The sequence below is a fragment of the Cryobacterium sp. MDB2-A-1 genome, assembly GCF_004402675.1.
Classification (GTDB): domain Bacteria; phylum Actinomycetota; class Actinomycetes; order Actinomycetales; family Microbacteriaceae; genus Cryobacterium; species Cryobacterium glucosi.
On the sequence record NZ_SOFK01000016.1, the window covers coordinates 39677 to 56653 of the forward strand.

General features: G+C 69.7%; 17 protein-coding genes. 5 read left to right on the forward strand and 12 right to left on the reverse strand.

The window, feature by feature from the left end; translation table 11 throughout:
- Positions 1 to 126 precede the first annotated feature (126 nt).
- Both E3O39_RS03500 and E3O39_RS03505 read right to left on the reverse strand, forming a co-directional pair.
- The gene (locus tag E3O39_RS03500) at positions 127 to 1017 is read right to left on the reverse strand and encodes a protein phosphatase 2C domain-containing protein (RefSeq protein WP_322188211.1); all 891 of its coding nucleotides are present in this window, start codon (positions 1015 to 1017) and stop codon (positions 127 to 129) included.
- On the reverse strand, positions 1014 to 2060 hold the full coding sequence (locus E3O39_RS03505; RefSeq protein WP_134445883.1) for an FHA domain-containing protein: 1047 nt from the start codon (positions 2058 to 2060) through the stop codon (positions 1014 to 1016). The genes E3O39_RS03500 and E3O39_RS03505 overlap by 4 nt, the downstream gene beginning before the upstream one ends.
- Positions 2061 to 2237: 177 nt before the next feature.
- On the opposite strand from E3O39_RS03505, the gene E3O39_RS03510 reads away from it, so the two are divergent.
- Both E3O39_RS03510 and E3O39_RS03515 read left to right on the forward strand, forming a co-directional pair.
- On the forward strand, positions 2238 to 2720 hold the full coding sequence (locus E3O39_RS03510) for an Lrp/AsnC family transcriptional regulator (protein ID WP_134445884.1): 483 nt from the start codon (positions 2238 to 2240) through the stop codon (positions 2718 to 2720).
- A gap of 3 nt (positions 2721 to 2723) precedes the next feature.
- Positions 2724 to 4226, forward strand: coding sequence for an aspartate aminotransferase family protein (locus E3O39_RS03515; RefSeq protein ID WP_255454089.1), 1503 nt, complete (start codon positions 2724 to 2726; stop codon positions 4224 to 4226).
- Positions 4227 to 4339: 113 nt separating this feature from the next.
- On the opposite strand, the gene E3O39_RS03520 is transcribed toward E3O39_RS03515, so the two are convergent.
- Positions 4340 to 5545, reverse strand: coding sequence for a DUF4192 domain-containing protein (locus E3O39_RS03520; protein ID WP_166787222.1), 1206 nt, complete (start codon positions 5543 to 5545; stop codon positions 4340 to 4342).
- Positions 5546 to 5655: 110 nt separating this feature from the next.
- Between E3O39_RS03520 and E3O39_RS03525 the strand changes: the two genes are divergently transcribed.
- Complete coding sequence (locus E3O39_RS03525) at positions 5656 to 6837, forward strand: MarP family serine protease (protein ID WP_134445886.1); 1182 nt, start codon at positions 5656 to 5658, stop codon at positions 6835 to 6837.
- 70 nt (positions 6838 to 6907) lie between these two features.
- Entirely contained in the window at positions 6908 to 7657 is a 750-nt protein-coding gene (locus tag E3O39_RS03530; protein ID WP_134445887.1) for an RNase H family protein, read from the forward strand.
- A gap of 5 nt (positions 7658 to 7662) precedes the next feature.
- On the opposite strand, the gene E3O39_RS03535 is transcribed toward E3O39_RS03530, so the two are convergent.
- From E3O39_RS03535 to E3O39_RS19670, 5 genes are all read right to left on the reverse strand, one after another.
- Positions 7663 to 7953, reverse strand: a complete 291-nt coding sequence (locus E3O39_RS03535; protein ID WP_134445888.1) for a hypothetical protein — start codon at positions 7951 to 7953, stop codon at positions 7663 to 7665.
- Between the two features lie 21 nt (positions 7954 to 7974).
- Positions 7975 to 8901: a Pvc16 family protein gene (locus tag E3O39_RS03540; protein ID WP_134445889.1), complete on the reverse strand. Its 927-nt coding sequence runs from the start codon at positions 8899 to 8901 to the stop codon at positions 7975 to 7977.
- A 91-nt stretch (positions 8902 to 8992) separates the two neighbouring features.
- Entirely contained in the window at positions 8993 to 10102 is a 1110-nt protein-coding gene (gene menC / locus E3O39_RS03545) for an o-succinylbenzoate synthase (protein WP_134445890.1), read from the reverse strand.
- 76 nt (positions 10103 to 10178) lie between these two features.
- Positions 10179 to 11516, reverse strand: coding sequence for a cryptochrome/photolyase family protein (locus E3O39_RS03550; protein WP_370294628.1), 1338 nt, complete (start codon positions 11514 to 11516; stop codon positions 10179 to 10181).
- Positions 11513 to 11641 carry a hypothetical protein gene (locus tag E3O39_RS19670; protein ID WP_255454090.1) on the reverse strand — a complete coding sequence of 43 codons (129 nt, stop codon included), beginning with the start codon at positions 11639 to 11641 and terminating at the stop codon, positions 11513 to 11515. Before E3O39_RS19670 ends, E3O39_RS03550 begins: the two co-directional genes overlap by 4 nt.
- Before the next feature lie 91 nt (positions 11642 to 11732).
- On the opposite strand from E3O39_RS19670, the gene E3O39_RS03555 reads away from it, so the two are divergent.
- Entirely contained in the window at positions 11733 to 12683 is a 951-nt protein-coding gene (locus E3O39_RS03555; protein WP_134445891.1) for an oxygenase MpaB family protein, read from the forward strand.
- 17 nt (positions 12684 to 12700) lie between these two features.
- On the opposite strand, the gene E3O39_RS03560 is transcribed toward E3O39_RS03555, so the two are convergent.
- From E3O39_RS03560 to E3O39_RS03575, 4 genes are all read right to left on the reverse strand, one after another.
- Positions 12701 to 13741 (reverse strand): hypothetical protein, encoded by a 1041-nt coding sequence (locus E3O39_RS03560; RefSeq protein ID WP_198413366.1) that lies wholly within the window; start codon positions 13739 to 13741, stop codon positions 12701 to 12703.
- Between the two features lie 71 nt (positions 13742 to 13812).
- Positions 13813 to 14490 (reverse strand): MerR family transcriptional regulator, encoded by a 678-nt coding sequence (locus E3O39_RS03565; protein ID WP_134445892.1) that lies wholly within the window; start codon positions 14488 to 14490, stop codon positions 13813 to 13815.
- On the reverse strand, positions 14487 to 15446 hold the full coding sequence (locus E3O39_RS03570; RefSeq protein ID WP_166787223.1) for an NAD-dependent epimerase/dehydratase family protein: 960 nt from the start codon (positions 15444 to 15446) through the stop codon (positions 14487 to 14489). The genes E3O39_RS03565 and E3O39_RS03570 overlap by 4 nt, the downstream gene beginning before the upstream one ends.
- A gap of 109 nt (positions 15447 to 15555) precedes the next feature.
- The gene (locus E3O39_RS03575) at positions 15556 to 16911 is read right to left on the reverse strand and encodes a M18 family aminopeptidase (protein WP_134445894.1); all 1356 of its coding nucleotides are present in this window, start codon (positions 16909 to 16911) and stop codon (positions 15556 to 15558) included.
- Positions 16912 to 16977 lie beyond the last annotated feature (66 nt).

Genomic DNA, 16977 nt, shown 5'->3' on the forward strand with positions numbered 1-16977 from the left:
CCAATGGTCCCTGGACTGGTCCGTGAACGCGCATCGAACGGGTATCACGACTGGCGTCACTCAAGTTTAGGCAGTTGCCCCGCACGTGTCCGGGATGCTGCTCCCCCAACTCAGGGGGTGTCGAAATCAGTGCGTGTCGAGATGGCCGATGTCGAGCGGGCCGGTGTCGGCGTCCTGCGAGGCGGACGGGCCGCCGGTTCCCAGGTCCTCTTCACGGTCTTCGCTGTCTTCGCTGTCTTCGATATCGAGGACGTCGAGGACGATCACCGTCACGTTGTCACGACCGCCGTTCTCGAGCGCGGCCTCGACGAGCGCCTTCGCGGCGTCGTCCGGGTCCGGGTTCGAGATCAGGAAATGCCGGATGCCGTATGCGGTGAGTTCCTTGGTCAACCCGTCGGAGCAGATCAGGAGGCGCATCCCCGGGTGCACAGGCAGCACACGGTAATCGGGGATCGGCGCCTCGTGGAACCCGACGGCGCGGGTGATGATATTGCCGTGCGGATGGACATCCGCTTCGTCGCGGGTGATCCGGCCCGCGTCGACGAGTTCCTGCACGACGGAATGGTCGATGGTGATCTGTTCGAGCACACCGGAGGTGAGCAGGTAGACCCGGGAGTCGCCGATGTTGAACACGACCCACTGGGGAGCGCCGGACACGAGGGTGAGTGCGGCTCCCGTCACCGTGGTCCCGGTGCCGAGGTCGGTCACGCCGACTCCGGACGCCATGTCCGTGACCGCGAGGCCGAGCGCCGCGTTGATGGCCGCATTCTGCGGCGAGTCCCGCCCGGCAAGTTCGGCGAGCCGGTGCACGACGGCCGCGCTCGCGACGTCGCCAGCGGAATGCCCGCCCATGCCGTCCGCGACCGCGAATATGGGCGGCGCGGATATCAGGCTGTCTTCATTGACTTCGCGGCGATGCCCGGTGTCGGTGAGTGCGGCCCACGCGAGCGAGACCGTCTTCTTCACCGAGGGGAAAGCGACCTCGAATCCGCCTGAGCCTTGACCAATCTGGGTCACGGGTGGTGCCTTCCACGATGTGCTGGGAAATACGGAGCCGACTCGGTGCCGCTCGCCGGGATGATCTCGATGATGTTATCGTCCCCGATGTCTATTCTCGTACCCGGAGGCACAGTTCGGGAATCGCCGGGACGGAGCCGCTCCCTGCGCCCGTCCGCGGAGACCACGATGGTGCCGTTCCGGGAGCCCGCGTCAGTGACGACGATGACGTCCCCCACCTGCCGGATGTCGACGTGGGTCGCGGACACGAGCGAGCCGGCAGAGACGACGGCCACGAGAGTGATGCCCGGCCCGACGGGGATGCGCGGCTGTGCGGGGCGCCTGCCCAGCCGATATGGACGGTCGAGAGGGAACTCACGGCCGTCGGACAGCCGGAACCGGGCGAGTGGCGGACGGAGGGCTGCGCCGGTCGCGGTGTCCTCGGTGTCCTCGGTGTCCTCGAGCTGGCGGATCACGGTGTCACCCGCCCCGCGGATCACCGTGTCGTCCGGCCTGCGGATCACCGTGTCGTCCGCCCCGCGGATCACCGTGTCGTCCGGCCTGCGGATCACCGTGTCATTCGGCAGGCGCATCGCGGTGTCGTCCGTTTCGGCCGCCAGGCCGCCTGGCGACCAGCGCGCCGTCCGGCCGACCACTGTGCCCTGTTCGTTCCCGGTTCCGCTTCCAGCGGGTACGGCGGCGGGCGCCGCCGTGTCCGGGGAACCGATCACGACGACGGTCACTGCGGAGAAATCGGCGAGGTTCCAGGGCCGGATGCCCTGGTCGGTGAAGCGTCGTGATCCGCCGACCGAAAACACGTCGACGGCGATCTGTCCGCGCACGACGACGGTCACGGCGGACTCATCCGCTGCTGCACGGATCACGAGCGCGAAGGACTCGAGTGCATCGGAGCCACCGAGCGGCAACAGTCCGACGAGGGCCTCTGCCGAGACGCTGGCGTCTCCGGCCCTGCTCGAGAGCGCCGTGACGAGGCCACGGGGCGCGTCGGTCGGGACCGCGGCGACGAAGGAGCGGCCGGCCACGAACATCCACTCTGGGTCCATGGGACTCCCTTCGTCCTCCTAGGATCTTCACCGTATCCCGAGTACGCGGATCCGCCGTGCGGCGCGGGGAGACCCCACGCACCGGCAAAACCCTCCGAGATATGGAATCCGCAGCATTTGCCGTAAAAAGCTGCGGAATCGCTTGCCGGGGGAGGGTCTCGCTGGCATAATCGCTGGATGGTCGCAAACGGACGTACCACGCCGGGCAAGCCGGTACCCCTCGATGACGTCTCGAAGAAAATCATCGAGCAGTTGCAGGTCGACGGGCGCAGGTCGTACGCGGAGATCGGCAAGGCCGTCGGACTCAGCGAGGCCGCCGTGCGCCAGCGGGTGCAGAAGCTCACGGATGGCGGGGTCATGCAGGTCGTGGCCGTCACCGACCCGATGCAGCTCGGTTTCTTCCGCCAGGCCATGATCGGCATCCGTGCCTCGGGAGACACCCGGATACTGGCGGAACTGCTCGCCGCGATGCCGGCCGTTGACTACGTCGTGCTGACAGCAGGCTCCTTCGACATCCTCGTCGAGGTCGTCTGCGAGGACGACGATGAGCTCCTCGACCTGCTCAACTCCCAGATCCGCAACCTCGACGGGGTCAGGTCCACTGAAACATTCGTCTATCTCAAACTCCACAAACAGTTCTACAACTGGGGAACACGGTAAAAAATGACACTCTCAGAACCCTTGCTCGAATCCGTTCCCGCTTCGCCCGCGGTCGTCAGCGCTGACGCGACCGGTGCGGATGCCGCCGCTACGCCGGAGGATGCCGGGCCCACCGTCTACACGGACGCCGAGAACGCGGCCATGCAGCAGAAGGCCAAGGACCACCTCTGGATGCATTTCTCACGCCAGTCGGTCGTCGAATCCGGCGCGGGCGTTCCGATCATCACGAAGGGCCTCGGACACCACATCTGGGACTCGAACGGAAAGAAGTACATCGACGGCCTGAGCGGCCTCTTCACGGTCAATGCCGGGCACGGGCGCAAGCGCCTCGCCCAGGCGGCCGCCAAGCAGGCGGAGGAACTCGCGTTCTTCCCGATCTGGTCGTACGCGCACCCGAACGCGATCGAGCTGGCCGACCGGCTCGCCTCGTTCGCTCCCGGCGACCTCAACCGCGTCTTCTATTCGACAGGTGGCGGCGAGGCCGTCGAGACCGCGTTCAAGCTCGCCAAGTACTACTGGAAGCTTCAGGGCCGCCCGACCAAGCACAAGGTCATCTCCCGCAATGTCGCCTATCACGGCACGCCGCAGGGAGCCCTCGCGATCACGGGTATCCCCGCGATGAAGGAAATGTTCGAACCGGTCACCCCAGGTGGCCTCCGGGTGCCCAACACGAACTTCTACCGGGCGGACGAGATGGGCTCCGGCTTCGGCGACGACATCGAGAAGTTCGGCCTCTGGGCAGCGAACCGGATCGAGGAGATGATCCAGTTCGAGGGGCCTGAGACGGTCGCCGCCGTGTTCCTCGAGCCCGTGCAGAACTCCGGCGGATGCTTCCCGCCGCCCCCCGGCTACTTCAAGCGCGTGCGCGAGATCTGCGACAAGTACGACGTGCTCCTCGTCGCCGACGAGGTCATCACCGCGTTCGGCCGGATCGGGAACATGTTCGCCTCGACGACCTTCGGCATCGAACCGGACATGATCACCTGCGCGAAGGGCATGACGAGCGGTTACTCGCCGATCGGCGCGACGATCGTCTCCGACCGCATCTACGAGCCGTTCAAGCACGGCGACACGACGTTCTATCACGGCTATACCTTCGGCGGGCACCCGGTCTCCTCCGCGGTCGCGCTCGCTAACCTCGACATCTTCGAGGAAGAAGGGCTCAACGAGAACGTCCGCACGAACTCGCCGATCTTCCGCGCCGAGCTCGAGAAGCTGCTCGCGCTGCCGATCGTCGGCGACGTGCGCGGCGAGGGCTACTTCTTCGGGATCGAACTCGTCAAGGACAAGGGCACGAAGGAGACGTTCAGCGACGAGGAATCCGAACGCCTGCTTCGCGGCTACCTGTCCAAGGCGCTCTACTCCGCCGGGCTGTACTGCCGCGCCGACGACCGCGGCGACCCCGTCGTGCAGCTCGCTCCCCCGCTGACCATCGGTCCGTCCGAGTTCCGCGAGATCGGCGACATCCTCTACGGTGTGCTCGCGGAGGCCCCGAAGTACCTGTAGGAGTCGCGGGCAGGACACCGAGCGCTGGGGTTCCGCCGTTTCGCTTGTGGTGCACCACCGGCGGAACGGCGGAGCACCCGCGTTCGACCCCGCAGTGCCGCTCGCGTGGTCGATCAGGTGTCACCGGCGTCATCCGCCGGCACCGCGAACGCCCACTCGGGCAGGTGCCCGGCGGAGACGACGGTGAGCAGCAGCCTGGCCATGCCGTATTCCGGGTCGATCGCCAGGGCCTGGTCGATGAAGATCCCGGCGACCGAGCTGCGCCCGAGCGCCCACGACAGCCAGGCGAGCATGCACAGTGGCGCGGGGCGCACTCGTTTCGGAGCTAGCGCGACCAGTGTCTTCAGGAGGTCGATACCGCGTTCGATCCGTTCAGGGTCAGGACGTTGCGAGACGGATCCGAGCATGAGGTCGCCGGTCTGCGCGAGGTCCCCCGTTGCGCCGGATCCGGCCTGCTCCTCTGCGACGATGTCGTCCATGCTGCGGCCGGTCTCGCGCTGGATCGCGGCATACCGTTCGTTCAGTTCGTGCGTCACCCGCCCGATCTCCTCGCCGAACGCGATCTGCAGCATGACCTGGTCGCGCCGGGCCGGGCTCTTCAGCAGGAACAGCAGGGTTGCTGCCTGTTCGGCGTCGAGAGCGGAGGGGTCCCGTTCGAGCGCGGCCTCCGTTGTCGACACCGGGTCGAGGATGTCCCCGACCATGGCCACGAGTTCGGGCAGGTCGGGCGCGTCGGGAACCTGGGACCCGAGGCATTCGTACCGGGTCAGCCTCCTGGCGCAGCGGTCCCGGAGCGCGAGGTCGACCTTCGGCAGGTCGGCCCGGCTCACGAGGTGCCCGAGTTCACGCCGGGCCTCCGGCGGCAGGTCGCGGTTCACCGGGGACTCCGCGATCTCGGACAGCGGCCGCCCGCCCGCCGGGCAGGCGGGGTCGAGATAGGAACCCCAGCCGTCTGCGGCGACGCACAGGGAATCCCGGACGAGGAAGCCGGACAGTTCGGCCCGGCGGCCCAGGATTTCCGCGAAGCGCTCACCGGGGATGCCCGGCACGTCCGCGAACCGTTCGTCGGTGTAGAGGACGGGTACGACGGCGTCCACCCCCTCGATCTTGCACAGCGTGCCGACGAGAGTGGTCGCGACGCGGCGGAGGACCGTGCGTGCGAGGTCGGGTTCCGGCAGGTTGAAGCGCAGGGCTCCGCAGGTGCGGTTGCCGCGGAAGGCGACGAGGACCACGCTGCGCTCGGGCTGGAACCCGGCGAGCTGTGGCACGAGGGCGAGGAAGTCGTGGGCTTCCTTGGTCTTCACGATGGTCGGTGTCATGCGGACACTCTCCCGGGGCGTTCCCTCCCCGGGTGCGCTCGCTGGGGATCGGTGCATAACTCGCGCAAGGAACGCAACCTGTGCATAACTCCCCACGTAGTCTTGGAGCTATGCCCATTTCGACCATCGTGGACGTCCTCCTCGTCCTGCTCCTGCTGGGCTATGTCGTCTCCGGCTACCGCAGCGGCCTGATCGGCAGCCTGAGCGGCATCGCCGGCCTCGTCGCCGGCGGTATCGCCGCATACTTCCTCGTTCCGCTCGTCGGAGCCTGGGTGCCTGCAGCGGAGTGGCGCACCGCAGCGACCCTCGCCACCGCCGCCGTCCTCCTGCTCGGCGGCCTGTCGATCGGCGGAACCCTCGGCAGGGTGCTCCGTCCCCGAGCGGCCCGAAGACGGCTGCTCGTCGTCGACCGGGTGTTCGGCGCCGGCATCGCCGTCGTCGTCGCAGCGAGCATCGTGTCGATGCTCGCCTTCAGCATCGGGTCGCTCGGGGTGCCGGTCCTGTCGCCCGCGATCGCCTCGTCGACGGTGGTGCGGTCGATCGACTCGCTCACGCCCGATCCGGTCAAGGCCTTCCTCGCCCAGCTGCGTGCGATGGTCGTCACCGAGGGCATCCCTCGGGTCATCGAGGCCTTCAACGGGCCGGTGCCCACGGTTCCCGTCGTCACCGGCACGAGCGCCGAACTGCTCGCCGCGCAGGATTCCGTGCTCAAGATCGTCGGGACGGCATATGCCTGCGGGCAGAACCAGTCCGGGAGCGGCTTCGTCATCGCGCCGGGCCGGGTGCTGACCAACGCGCACGTCGTCGCGGGCGTCTCAGAGCCCGTCGTCGAGTCGGCTGACGGCACGGCCCGCGCGGGAACCGTCGTGTACTTCGACCCGGCGGCCGACCTCGCCGTCATCGCCGTCGCTGGGCTCGATGCCGAACCTCTCGGCCTCGGTGCGGACCTCGCGACAGGAAGCCTGGCCGTGAGCGACGGCTATCCGTACGGCGGACCGTTCGAAACCGGACCCGCGGAGGTCGTCGCGGTCGCACCGGCTGTCGTCGGTGACATCTACGGCGACAATCCGACCTCCCGGTCGATCTACACGCTCGCGGCGGACATCCAGCACGGCGAGTCCGGCGGGCCGCTGCTCAATCAGGACGGCAAGGTCGTCGGCGTCGTCTTCGCGAAGTCGACGGTCACCGCCAACATCGGCTACGCCCTCGCGATGGAGTCCGTCACCCCCGTCGCCGCAGAGGCCGCATCGCTCACAGACTCCGTCGAGCCCGGGCACTGCGTCGTCGGCTAGCTTCACCCGGTCAATGCGAAAATAGGGAAGAACACCGGGGAGCGAGACCGCTCCCCGAGGAGAGGCCACCATGACCATCACCGCTGCCGCCGACGGTTCGGCCCTCGGTAACCCGGGACCGGCCGGCTGGGCCTGGTACGTCGACGACTCCTGCTGGGACGCCGGCGGCTGGAAGCACGCCACCAACAACCAGGGCGAGCTCAAGGCCGTCCTCGAGCTCTTCCGCGCGACCGCGCACCTCGACGAGGACCTCCTCGTGCTGTGCGACAGCCAGTACGTGATCAACTCGGTGACCAAGTGGATGCGCGGCTGGAAGGCCAAGGGCTGGCGCAAGGCCGACGGCAAGCCGGTGCTGAACCTCGAGTTGCTCCAGGAGATCGACGCGGCGCTCGCCGGCCGTCGCTACCGGTTCGAATGGGTCAAGGGACACGCGAACCACCCGCTCAACGAGGCAGCGGATGCCCGGGCCAGGGCCGTCTCCGAGGCGTACCAGCGCGGTGGGCCGATCCCGAAGGGTCCCGGGTTCGTGCGCGCGGGCACCCCGGCGGCGCCGGCGGCCCAGACGGCCCCTGCGGTTCCTGCGGTCGGCCCTGCAGCCGGTGCCGCCTCGCGAGAGCAGAAGCCGGCCGTGCGCCGGGCCGTTTCCGCTCCGCCCGCGCGCGCGGCGCATCCGGAGTTGTTCTCGTTCGACGACGCCGCAGACCCCGCCGCCGCACATGAGGTCTCCCTCACGCTCACCGCCGAGCAGCACGCCCGCCTCACCGCACACGCAGCGCGCCTCGGGCTGACGGTTGAGGACGCGCTCCGCACCCTGATCTAGCGGGGTCAGTGGACGGGCAGCCAGCGGCCGTGGACGCGCTCGGTGACCTGCCACGTGATCACTCCCGCGCGGACGCGGGTGCCCGCGAGGGTGTGCGCGCCGATTCGGACCGCTGAGGCCGCATCGTCCGCGGTGAAGCGCACGGTCGCGCGCGCCGAACCGGCCACGACGGCCAGGTCGGACGCCTCGACGGTCGTGAGCTCGGCCGCGGCGGCCGCAGCAGCCGGCAGGACGGAGTCGGGGGCGACCCCGGGTTGCAGGCTGCCGATGGTCATGGTGATCCGGAACGAGGGCATTCCCTCAGCGTAAGCGGGGCTTCAGCGAGCGGGGAACCGCACCTCGACCCGGGCGCGATCGGCGAGCTCGTCGCCGGAGAGATCCGTGAGCGCGATGATCACGACGCTCGGGGCGTTCCCGAGCCGGTCGAGCACCGCTCCCACGTCGATCGCGGCGTACGGGTCGTCGGGGTCGAGTTCCTCGGGGCGCACGCCGAAGACGGCGTCGGCGTCGTCGACCAGGAGTACGGCGCCCTCTTCTTTCACCCGTTCGAACAGCCGATCGAGCGTCGCATCGGTCTCCTCGGGGGACGACGCGACGACACTGTCGAGCCCGACGGTGACGAGGGCCTTGCCGAGCTCGCTCGCAGCGGATGCCGCCGCCGCGGCCTTCGCACCGGCATCCGTGCCGCTGAACACGGCGATCGCCCCGGCGCCCGCGAGCTTCACGACGTCCCGGATCGTTCCGAGCTTCGTGACCCGTTCCGTCGTGTCGAGTGTGAATGACGCCATCACCGCGAACGAAACGCGCAGGGGGGCGGCGGATGCCTGCCAGAGCGAGGTGAGCACCTCGGTCGTGAGCGGAGAGGGGGTGAGCCAGACCTGGAGTTTCTCGCTCGACGTCACGGGAACCGTGAGTACCGGATGCCGTTCGATCGCGGCCTGTGCGGTGCCGAAGTCGCGGTGGCTTGCCGCGTCGGTGTCCTCGATGTCGGCCGCGAAGGCGCTCACGAGATAGCGCAACTCCGCGATGACCCGGCTGGGCCCATGCTGTGCGCTCGCCTCGCGATAGCTGATCAGGCTGTCGCTGTAGAGGAACAGGTTGATCGACGACCCGGTGACCCCGGTGCGTGCGACGTCGAGGCTGCGCGCCGTCACGTTCAGTCCGAAGGGCGACCCGGCGAGCATCGACTGGAGCGCCACAGTCGTGGCCGCGATCACCTGCCCGTAGTTCGAGAGCGAGGACATGGCGACTCCGGCTTCTGGGGCAGTGGACCCGCCACCGATTTCACGCTACTCCGCCTGACCGCGCAGGTCGAGGACTTCTCGTGCCGCTGGATCAGAAACGGATGTCCGAACTCGACACGGTGAGGTCGTGGAGCACGTCGGGCAGCACCTCCACGCCGATGCCCGGCCCGGTCGGAACCCGGAGGTGGCCGTCCTCGAGCACGAACGGCTTCGTCAGGTCCTGGGCGTAGTAGCGGCTCGAGGCGGAGGTGTCCCCCGGAAGAACGAAGTTGGGCAGCCCGGCGAGCGCCACGTTCGCCGCCCGGCCGATGCCGGTCTCGAGCATGCCGCCGCACCAGACCGGAACGCCGTGGGCGGCCGCGACGTCGTGGATCCGCCTGGCCTCGAGGTAGCCGCCGACCCGGGAGGGCTTGACGTTGATGATGCTGCACGCGCCGAGGGTGATCGCTGCGGCGGCGTCCCTGGCCGACTCGATCGATTCATCGAGGCAGACCGGGGTCTGGATGAGGGTCGCGAGGGCGGCGTGCCCGAGCATGTCGTCTTCTGCGAGCGGCTGTTCGATCAGGAGCAGGTCGAAGGGGTCGAGCCTGGCGAGGTGGCGGGCGTCAGCGAGTGTGTATGCGGTGTTCGCGTCGACCTGGAGCAGCACGTCGGGCCCGAAGCGCTCGCGCACGGCACGCACGGGGGCGAGATCCCAGCCCGGCTCGATCTTGAGCTTGATCCGGAGGTACCCCTCGTCGAGGTAGCCCTCGACGGCGGCGAGGAGCCGGTCGATCGAGTCCATGATCCCGACGGAGACCCCGGCGGGGACGAGGTCGCTCACCGCTCCGAGGTAGCCCCCGAACGAGACTCCCGAGGTGCGGAGCTGGGCGTCGAGGATCGCGGTCTCGAGGGCGGCCTTCGACATCCGGTGCCCTTTGACCGCGGCGAGCGCCGGTGCGACCCGCTCGGCGGTGAGGCGTTCGCCGGCCGCGTTCAGCCGCGGGGCGAGGTGGTCGCGGATCACGAGTTCGCAGCCGTCGAGGAACTCCGAACTGTAGAGGGGCTCGGCCTCCGCGGCGCATTCGGCCCAGCCCTCGGAATCCGCCGTTGTCACGTGCACGAGGAGGGCCTCGCGCTCGGACACCGAGCCGAAGGAGGTACGGAACGGGCTGACGAGCGGCAGGCGCACCCGACGCAGTTCGATGTTCTCGATCTTCATCCCGGTTTCCTCCGTCTCGCGCCCCGGCCACGAGCGCCCTCCCCCTGAATCTAACGCTTCGAAAGAACCCGGGAGCTCACCACACCGTGCGAGAGCGCTCCTGCGCGACGACGGCCTCACGGTCGGCGAGACGTCGCAGTCCGGCCAGCGGCTGGCTCATCCGGTGGTTGCCGCGGATGCGCGGCTCGACCCTGTCGAGGAAGGCCCAGTAGCCGGCCGTGAATGGGCAGGCATCCTCGCCGAGTCGTTTCTTCGGGTTGAACGGGCAGCCGCCGCAGAAATCGCTCATCGTCGAGATGTATGCGCCGCCCGACGCGTATGGCTTGGTCGCGACTATGCCGCCGTCGGCATGCTGGGACATCCCGACGACGTTGGCCGGCATCACCCACGGTGTGCCGTCCACGAACGCCGCAATGAACCAGTCGTTCAGCTCGCCCGGGTGATAGCCGCGCTGCATGGCCTGGTTGCCCAGGATCATCAGGCGCTGGATGTGATGGGCCCAGCCGGTGTCGGCAACGGCGTTCAGCACGTGGCTGACGCACGCCGCGCGCACGCCGGAGCCGTCGAGCTCACGGAACGACCGGGGCAACGGCTCGTGGGCGCCCAGGAAATTGCTGTCGCCGACGTAGTCGGGTCCGAGGTGCCAGTAGAGGTGCCATACCCAGTCCCGCCAGCCCATCAGCTGGCGGACGACCGCCTCGACGCTCTGCAGCGGCGCCGCGCCGCTCGCATGGGCCGAGACGACCGCATCGATCACCTCCCGCGGGTGCAACAGCCCCAGGTTCAGCGGAACGCTCAACCGGGAGTGCGCCATCGCATCGTCTCCGCGCAGCGACGCGTCCTCGAAGGGACCGAAGTCGTTCAGCCGGGTCTCGATGAAGTCGTCGAGGGCGGCCAGGGCTTCGGCCCGGGTCGCGGCGAAGCGTCGCGGTCCGTCCCGGCCGATCAGGGTGATCCGGCCATCCGCCTGGAGCCGGTCGAGGTCGCGGCGCACCTCGGCGTCGATCTCGTCTTCGACCGGGGTCCACGGGTCGGGCAGGCCGAGGCCGACGGCCCCACGGGGCGGCGGGCGGCGGTTGTCGTGGTCGAAGTTGAACCGGCCGCCTTCGGGGTCTGGGCCGCGCATCAGGACGCCGGTCCGGGCGCGCACCGAGCGGTAGAACTGCTCGAGCACCAGCCGGGAGGCCGGTCGGCCCGCCGCCCAGTCCGCGAAGTCGGCCTCGCTCGTGACGAAACCCCTGCTGGGCAGCACGTCGGCCCCGAGTTCGGCCACGAGCGCCCGCGCCCCCCAGCTGGTGGGATCGATCACCTCGAGCGGGCGTCCGGAGAGCACGTCGCGATAGTGCTCCGCGCGCAGGAATTCCACCCGATCGCCGAGTTCCCGCGCCCGGTGCCGCAGTGCGCTGAGGATCAGGTGCGCCTTCGCCCGGTGGAAGGCCGGCGGCCAAGGACCCCGACGGCCTCGACCAGGACGATCGGTCCGCCGTCATCGAAATGCGGTCCGAGCTGGTCGGCGAACAGGAATCGGGTCACCGGCATGGTCGTGATTCTAGAGCCGGGCAAGCGCATCAGATTCCGCCGGTCGTGCCGTTCGGGGCGGATGCCCAGCCGGCGCCGGTTAACCTCGGGTATGGGCAGGTTCACGGACAGCTGGCGGTCGCATCTCCTCTCGACGCTGTCCGGAAACTCCGAGGGACGGCCCTCGTGGGTGGAGAAGATGGAACTCGGCGAGGACGCCGGTTTCTTCGGACCGGGGTCGGCCGCGTGGGCGGTGCACGGCGGGATGGCGACGATGGTCGCCGGGATCCGCGCGCTGCTGATGCAGACCCTGCACCCGGGCGCGATGGCCGGGGTGCACGACTGGTCGCGGTACCGGGAGGACCCGCTCGGGCGCCTCTCCGGGACGATCCAGTGGCTTGTGACGGTCACCTTCGCCGACACGACCGTCGCGACCGACGAGTCGACGCGGGTCGGGCGTTTCCACGACCGGGTGACGGGCACCTACCTCGATGCGGCGGGAGTTTCGCGGCCCTACGCCGCCGGGGACGCCGAGCTGCTCTCCTGGGTGCACATCGTCTTCACGGATGCCTTCCTCGAGTCCCACAAGCTGTGGGGAGGCAGCATCCCGGGTGGCGCTGACGGGTACGTGCGCGAGTGGGCGAAGGCCGGCGAGCTGGTGGGAGTGCAGCACCCGCCGCGGTCGGCGGCGGAGCTCGCCGCCCAGTTGGCCGCCTTCACGGATGCCGGGGTACTGAAGAGCGACGAGCGCGTCGCCGAGGCGGTGCGTTTCATCCGCAATCCGCCGCTGCGGCGCGGGATGCTGCCGTTCTACCGGGTGATGTTCGCCGGTGCGGTCGCATCGCTCCCCCGCGAGTACCGGCGGCTGCTCGGGCTGCGCCGCTCGGTGTTCCCCGTCGTGTGGGCGACCGGGGCGGTTCTCGGGATCGTGCGGATGCTGCTCGGCGCGTCGTCGACGTCGGAGGACGCGGCCCGGACCCGCATCGACCGCATCGCCCGTGCTCGCGTCGCGCCAGAGCCCGACGCTGAGGTGTCGCAGATCGACGTTCCCGGGCCCAGTTAACCTCGATCTGCGACACCTCACGGCGCGGCGGCATCCGTGGGCGGAATCGCGGCGCGGGAGGCTGCGGACAGCACGAGCGTCGCCGCCACGGCGACGGCAGCGACGAGCGCGATGGTGAGGGTCGTCACGAGTGCATCGGGGCGCACGATCGACTCCCCGGCGAGCGCCTGGCCGGTGAGGATCGCGAGAACCCCGACGTAGAGCGCGATGACGACAGCGAGCAGCCGGAACCGCACGGTCGGCGGGCGCACGAGCGCCACCCGTCGGGCGAGCACCTCGAGGAGCAGGGCTGTGAGCGGGATCACCTGGAGGGCGTGCATGCCGACGAAGTGCGGAATCCGCAGGTCCCCCGCGACGGTGCTCCAGCCGAGGAGCGGCAGCCCCGGGCCACCGTCAGGGACGCCGACGGTGTGGGCGCCGGCGATGCCCTGGAAGTGGTCGAGTTGCGCGGCGGTCGGCCCGGTCATCAGGAAGGCGAGGCCCATCCCGATCACGGCGATCACGGTACCGGCCCGGATCGCGAGCGCCCGGGCCGGATCGCCGAGGTCCGTACGGAACAGCAGCAGCGCCGTGACGAGGGCGGCCATCCAGACGAGCACGATCGAGAATGCCATCACCGACCAGAGCGTCGCGGACACCGGGGTGGACACATTGAAGTGGCTCGTGATACCGAGGCCGGCGTCGCCGACGATGATCACCATTTCGATGACAAGTGCGATCGTCGACGCCGTGCCGATCCACCAGGCCAGTCGGCGACGACGCGCCGAAAGGATCCCGAGCAGCCAGGCGAGGCTCGCCGCGTAGACGAGCACGCTGATCGAGAACTTGAGCGGCTTGGCCCAGACCGGCGCGCCGGTGAGGCTGCGCGGATCAACCAGGAGGCCGACCAGGCAGACCACCACGAGCACCGCCATGGCCGCGGTCGCCGCGAGCAGCGGTCGATGCCAGGCCAGGGTGTGCAGCGCGGGCCACGCGGTGATCTCTCGCCGGTTGTCAGCGGATGCCGGCGGTGCCGTGGTGCCTGGCGCCGGGGTCTCTGGAAACTCGGGGGTGTTCATGGGGCGCTCCCTGTTCTGTCGGTCGGGCGTGGCGGTGCGGTAGCTCGTGCTGTCGTGCTCTCGTGCGATGTTCAGGGGGTGTGGTCGGGTGCCGCCTCGGGTGCGGACCCCGGCGCGGGCTCGGGCGCCGCTTCGGGAGGCATGCCGTAGCGAAGGGCGGCGATGTGTTCCTGCGCGGCGCGGCGCAGGCCGGAGAAGAGCTTGTCGCCGAGAACGGTGCCGACCACGACGGTCTCGCCCTTCGCGGCCCGGTCGACCCGCGCATCCAGTTCGTCGATGTCGGCCTCGGCGGCCAGCAGGGCGGCGGCGGCGTACCGGTCAAACCAGCCGCGAGCGTCGGTCTGGCCGACCTCGGCGAAGGTGTCGACGACCCGGGCCGCGGCCAGTCGGCCGGGGTTCGCCGCCGAGACATGCCAGCCGGCGGTGAGGGCGTCCACCCGGGCCAGGGCTTTCGCGCTCACCGCGGACTCATCGATCGTCGCCGACACCGAGTGCTGGGCGATCTCGAAGGTCTCCGGCAGCGACAGCTCGGAGTCGATGGCCTCGAGCACCCGCCGGACGGCCGCGACGCTCAGCCCGCCGACCTCGGTGAGGCCGCGAATGAGGCGGATGCGCTCGAGGTGCGACTCCGCGTACAGCGCCTGGTTCGGCCCGGAACGCTCCCCGCCGGCGAGGAGGTTCTCACGCTGGTAATACTTGATCGTCGCGACGGCGGTCCCGCTCCGGGTGCTCAGCTCTGCCATTCTCATCGCTCGTCCTGGGCCTGCAGTCCGGCGGCCTCGAGGGCACGGTAGCTCGCGATGACCTCGGGAAGGGACTCCTCCCAGGGTGTCGCAGCCACACCGAGCAGTCGTTCGGTCTCTGCGGCGTCGACGACGAAGGGGGCGGTGAACTGGTAGTCGGAGTCGTTGGCGGCGCGGATGAACGGCACGAACATCCCCAGAACGCGCGGCAGCGCTGGGCTGAGCCTGGCCAGGCTCCCGCGGTTGCCTGTGAGTGCGTTGACGCGGGCGGCGAGCTCTGTGCGAGAGAGCGGTTCGGCGGCCGGCACGTGCCAGGCGCGACCCCACGACCCCTGGTAGTCCGCCGCCGCGAGGAGGGTTGCGACGATATCGGCCAGATAACACCAGCTGTGCGGCGCGTCGGGGCTTCCGAAGACGCGCGCGGTCTTTCCGGCGATCAGCGGACCGAAAAAGGCGCTCCCGAGCTGGGAGGTCCTGCCAGCGCCCGGGCCGAAGTAGTCGCTCGCGCGCACCTCCACAACCTGGATCTCCCCGCGCTTCGCGGCGGCGAGGGCGAGTTCCCAGCCCTCGGTGCGCACCCGGCCCTTCGGCTCGGTCGGATGCTGCGGCGTCGCCTCGGTCATCGGCATCGGGCTGCCCTCTCCGTAGCCGTAGAGGTTGCCCATCAGCACGAGCCGGGCCCCGGATCGGCGCGCGGCAACGATGGCGGCCCGGAACATCGGCGGCCAGAGCTCCGGCCAACGGTTGTACTGACGCGGTCCGGTCGTGAGGAAGATCGTGGCCGCGCCCTCGGCCGCCGCGGCGAAGGCCTCGGCGTCCGCGGCGTCGAGGATGCGGGCGGTCGCGCCGGCAGCGGCGGTGCCGGAACGGGTGGCGACAGTGACGGTGTCTCCGCGCTCGACGAGGGCACGGGCAAGGGCACTGCCGAGATAACCGGCGCCGACGACAAGCTGGGTGGCCATGGGATTCTCCTTCGGGACGGCACACGACCATCCGATCAGATACATGAACTATCTGATAGTGAGAATATCCGATAGTGGAAGTATCCGCTACCCCCTCGTCGGACCGCCGTCACTCCCCGGGAGCGAAGAAGGCGCCGATCGCCGCGCTCAGTGCGACCGGGTCGGCCACGTGGCAGAGTTCGCGGGCCGAGTGCATCGACAGGAGCCCGATGCCGACGTCAACCGTGTGGATGCCGAGCCGGGTCGCGGTCAGCGGGCCGATCGTCGAGCCGCACGGGACCGTGTTGTTCGAGACGAACTCCTGGTAGGCAACGCCCGCCTGCGCGCAGGTGCGGGCCCAGAGGGCGGCACCGGCGGCATCCGTGGCGTAGCGCTGCGTCGCGTTGATCTTGAGCAGCGGGCCCGCGCCGGGGACCGGCAGGTTCACCGGGTCGTGCTTCTCTGGGTAGTTCGGGTGCACGAGGTGTCCGGCGTCGGCCGAGAGGCACCACGAGGCGGCGTACGCACGCAGCTTGTCCGAGGCGGATGCGCCGAGTCCGGCCCCGATCCGGGTCAGGACATCGTCGAGGAGCGGTCCGCTCGCGCCGGAACGGGTCTGGGAACCGAGTTCCTCGTGGTCGAAGGCGGCGAGGACACTCGTGCTCTGGACCACGCCCGCGGCGGCGTCGAGACCGGCCGTGTCGTCGTCCGTGACCGCGAGGAGCGCGACGAGTCCCGCGTGCACGGACGACAGGTTGTCGAGGCGTCCGGCGGCGAAAAGCACGTTGCCGAGGCCGAAGCGCGCGGGGGCCGCGGAGTCGGCGGTCAGGAGGTCGTAACCGGCCACATCCGCCGCCTCGAGCCCGGCCAGGCCGGCGAGGTGGGCGAGCAGGTCCGCGGCATCGAGGTCGCCGACCCCGTAGACCGGGTTCAGGTGGCGCTGGCGGTCGAGGGTGAGGCCGTTGTTGGCGTCACGGTCGAGGTGGATGGCGAGCTGCGGGATGCGCAGGAACGGGCCGGTGCGCACGAGGTGCTCCGTGCCGTCGCGGGTGACGAGGCGCCCGGCGAGTTCGAGCTCGCGGTCGAGCCAGGAATTGAGCAGCGGGCCGCCGTAGACCTCGACGCCGGCCTGCAGCCAGCCCCGGTTGCCGATGGTCGGCTTCGGCTTGAGCTTGAAGCCGGGCGAATCGGTGTGCGCACCGAGGATGCGGAACGGCGACACCGGGCCGACCCCTGCCGGCTGCACCCAGGCGACGACCGCGCCGTCGCGCACGATGAAGTGCCGCCTGGTCACGGTCGCGCCGCTGTCCGTGCCGCTGCCGACCGCGCTGCCCGGCCACTCATCGCGCTCGTCGAGCCGGGTGAATCCACCGGCCTCGAGCCTTCGTTCGAGTTCCGCGGCGGCGTGGTACGAGGACGGCGACGCTGCGATGAAGCCGGCGAGGTCGTCGATGTACTCTGGGTGCGAATCCGGTGCAAAGGTCATCCCCCTATCCAAGCACCGGCCGGCGACGGGCATGCACGAGGGCTTTCGCCGGACGGATGACCGCAG

Coding starts and splice junctions, on each gene's coding strand:
- E3O39_RS03535 (WP_134445888.1), bottom strand. CDS start 7,953: ATGCCCTCGTTCCGGATCACCATGACCATCGGCAGCCTGCAACCCGGG.
- E3O39_RS03565 (WP_134445892.1), bottom strand. CDS start 14,490: ATGAGAATGGCAGAGCTGAGCACCCGGAGCGGGACCGCCGTCGCGACG.
- E3O39_RS03525 (WP_134445886.1), top strand. CDS start 5,656: ATGCCCATTTCGACCATCGTGGACGTCCTCCTCGTCCTGCTCCTGCTG.
- E3O39_RS03555 (WP_134445891.1), top strand. CDS start 11,733: ATGGGCAGGTTCACGGACAGCTGGCGGTCGCATCTCCTCTCGACGCTG.
- E3O39_RS03575 (WP_134445894.1), bottom strand. CDS start 16,911: ATGACCTTTGCACCGGATTCGCACCCAGAGTACATCGACGACCTCGCC.
- E3O39_RS03560 (WP_198413366.1), bottom strand. CDS start 13,741: ATGAACACCCCCGAGTTTCCAGAGACCCCGGCGCCAGGCACCACGGCA.
- menC (WP_134445890.1), bottom strand. CDS start 10,102: ATGAAGATCGAGAACATCGAACTGCGTCGGGTGCGCCTGCCGCTCGTC.
- E3O39_RS03530 (WP_134445887.1), top strand. CDS start 6,908: ATGACCATCACCGCTGCCGCCGACGGTTCGGCCCTCGGTAACCCGGGA.
- E3O39_RS03510 (WP_134445884.1), top strand. CDS start 2,238: ATGGTCGCAAACGGACGTACCACGCCGGGCAAGCCGGTACCCCTCGAT.
- E3O39_RS19670 (WP_255454090.1), bottom strand. CDS start 11,641: ATGCCGGTGACCCGATTCCTGTTCGCCGACCAGCTCGGACCGCATTTC.
- E3O39_RS03505 (WP_134445883.1), bottom strand. CDS start 2,060: ATGGACCCAGAGTGGATGTTCGTGGCCGGCCGCTCCTTCGTCGCCGCG.
- E3O39_RS03520 (WP_166787222.1), bottom strand. CDS start 5,545: ATGACACCGACCATCGTGAAGACCAAGGAAGCCCACGACTTCCTCGCC.
- E3O39_RS03540 (WP_134445889.1), bottom strand. CDS start 8,901: ATGTCCTCGCTCTCGAACTACGGGCAGGTGATCGCGGCCACGACTGTG.
- E3O39_RS03570 (WP_166787223.1), bottom strand. CDS start 15,446: ATGGCCACCCAGCTTGTCGTCGGCGCCGGTTATCTCGGCAGTGCCCTT.
- E3O39_RS03515 (WP_255454089.1), top strand. CDS start 2,724: ATGACACTCTCAGAACCCTTGCTCGAATCCGTTCCCGCTTCGCCCGCG.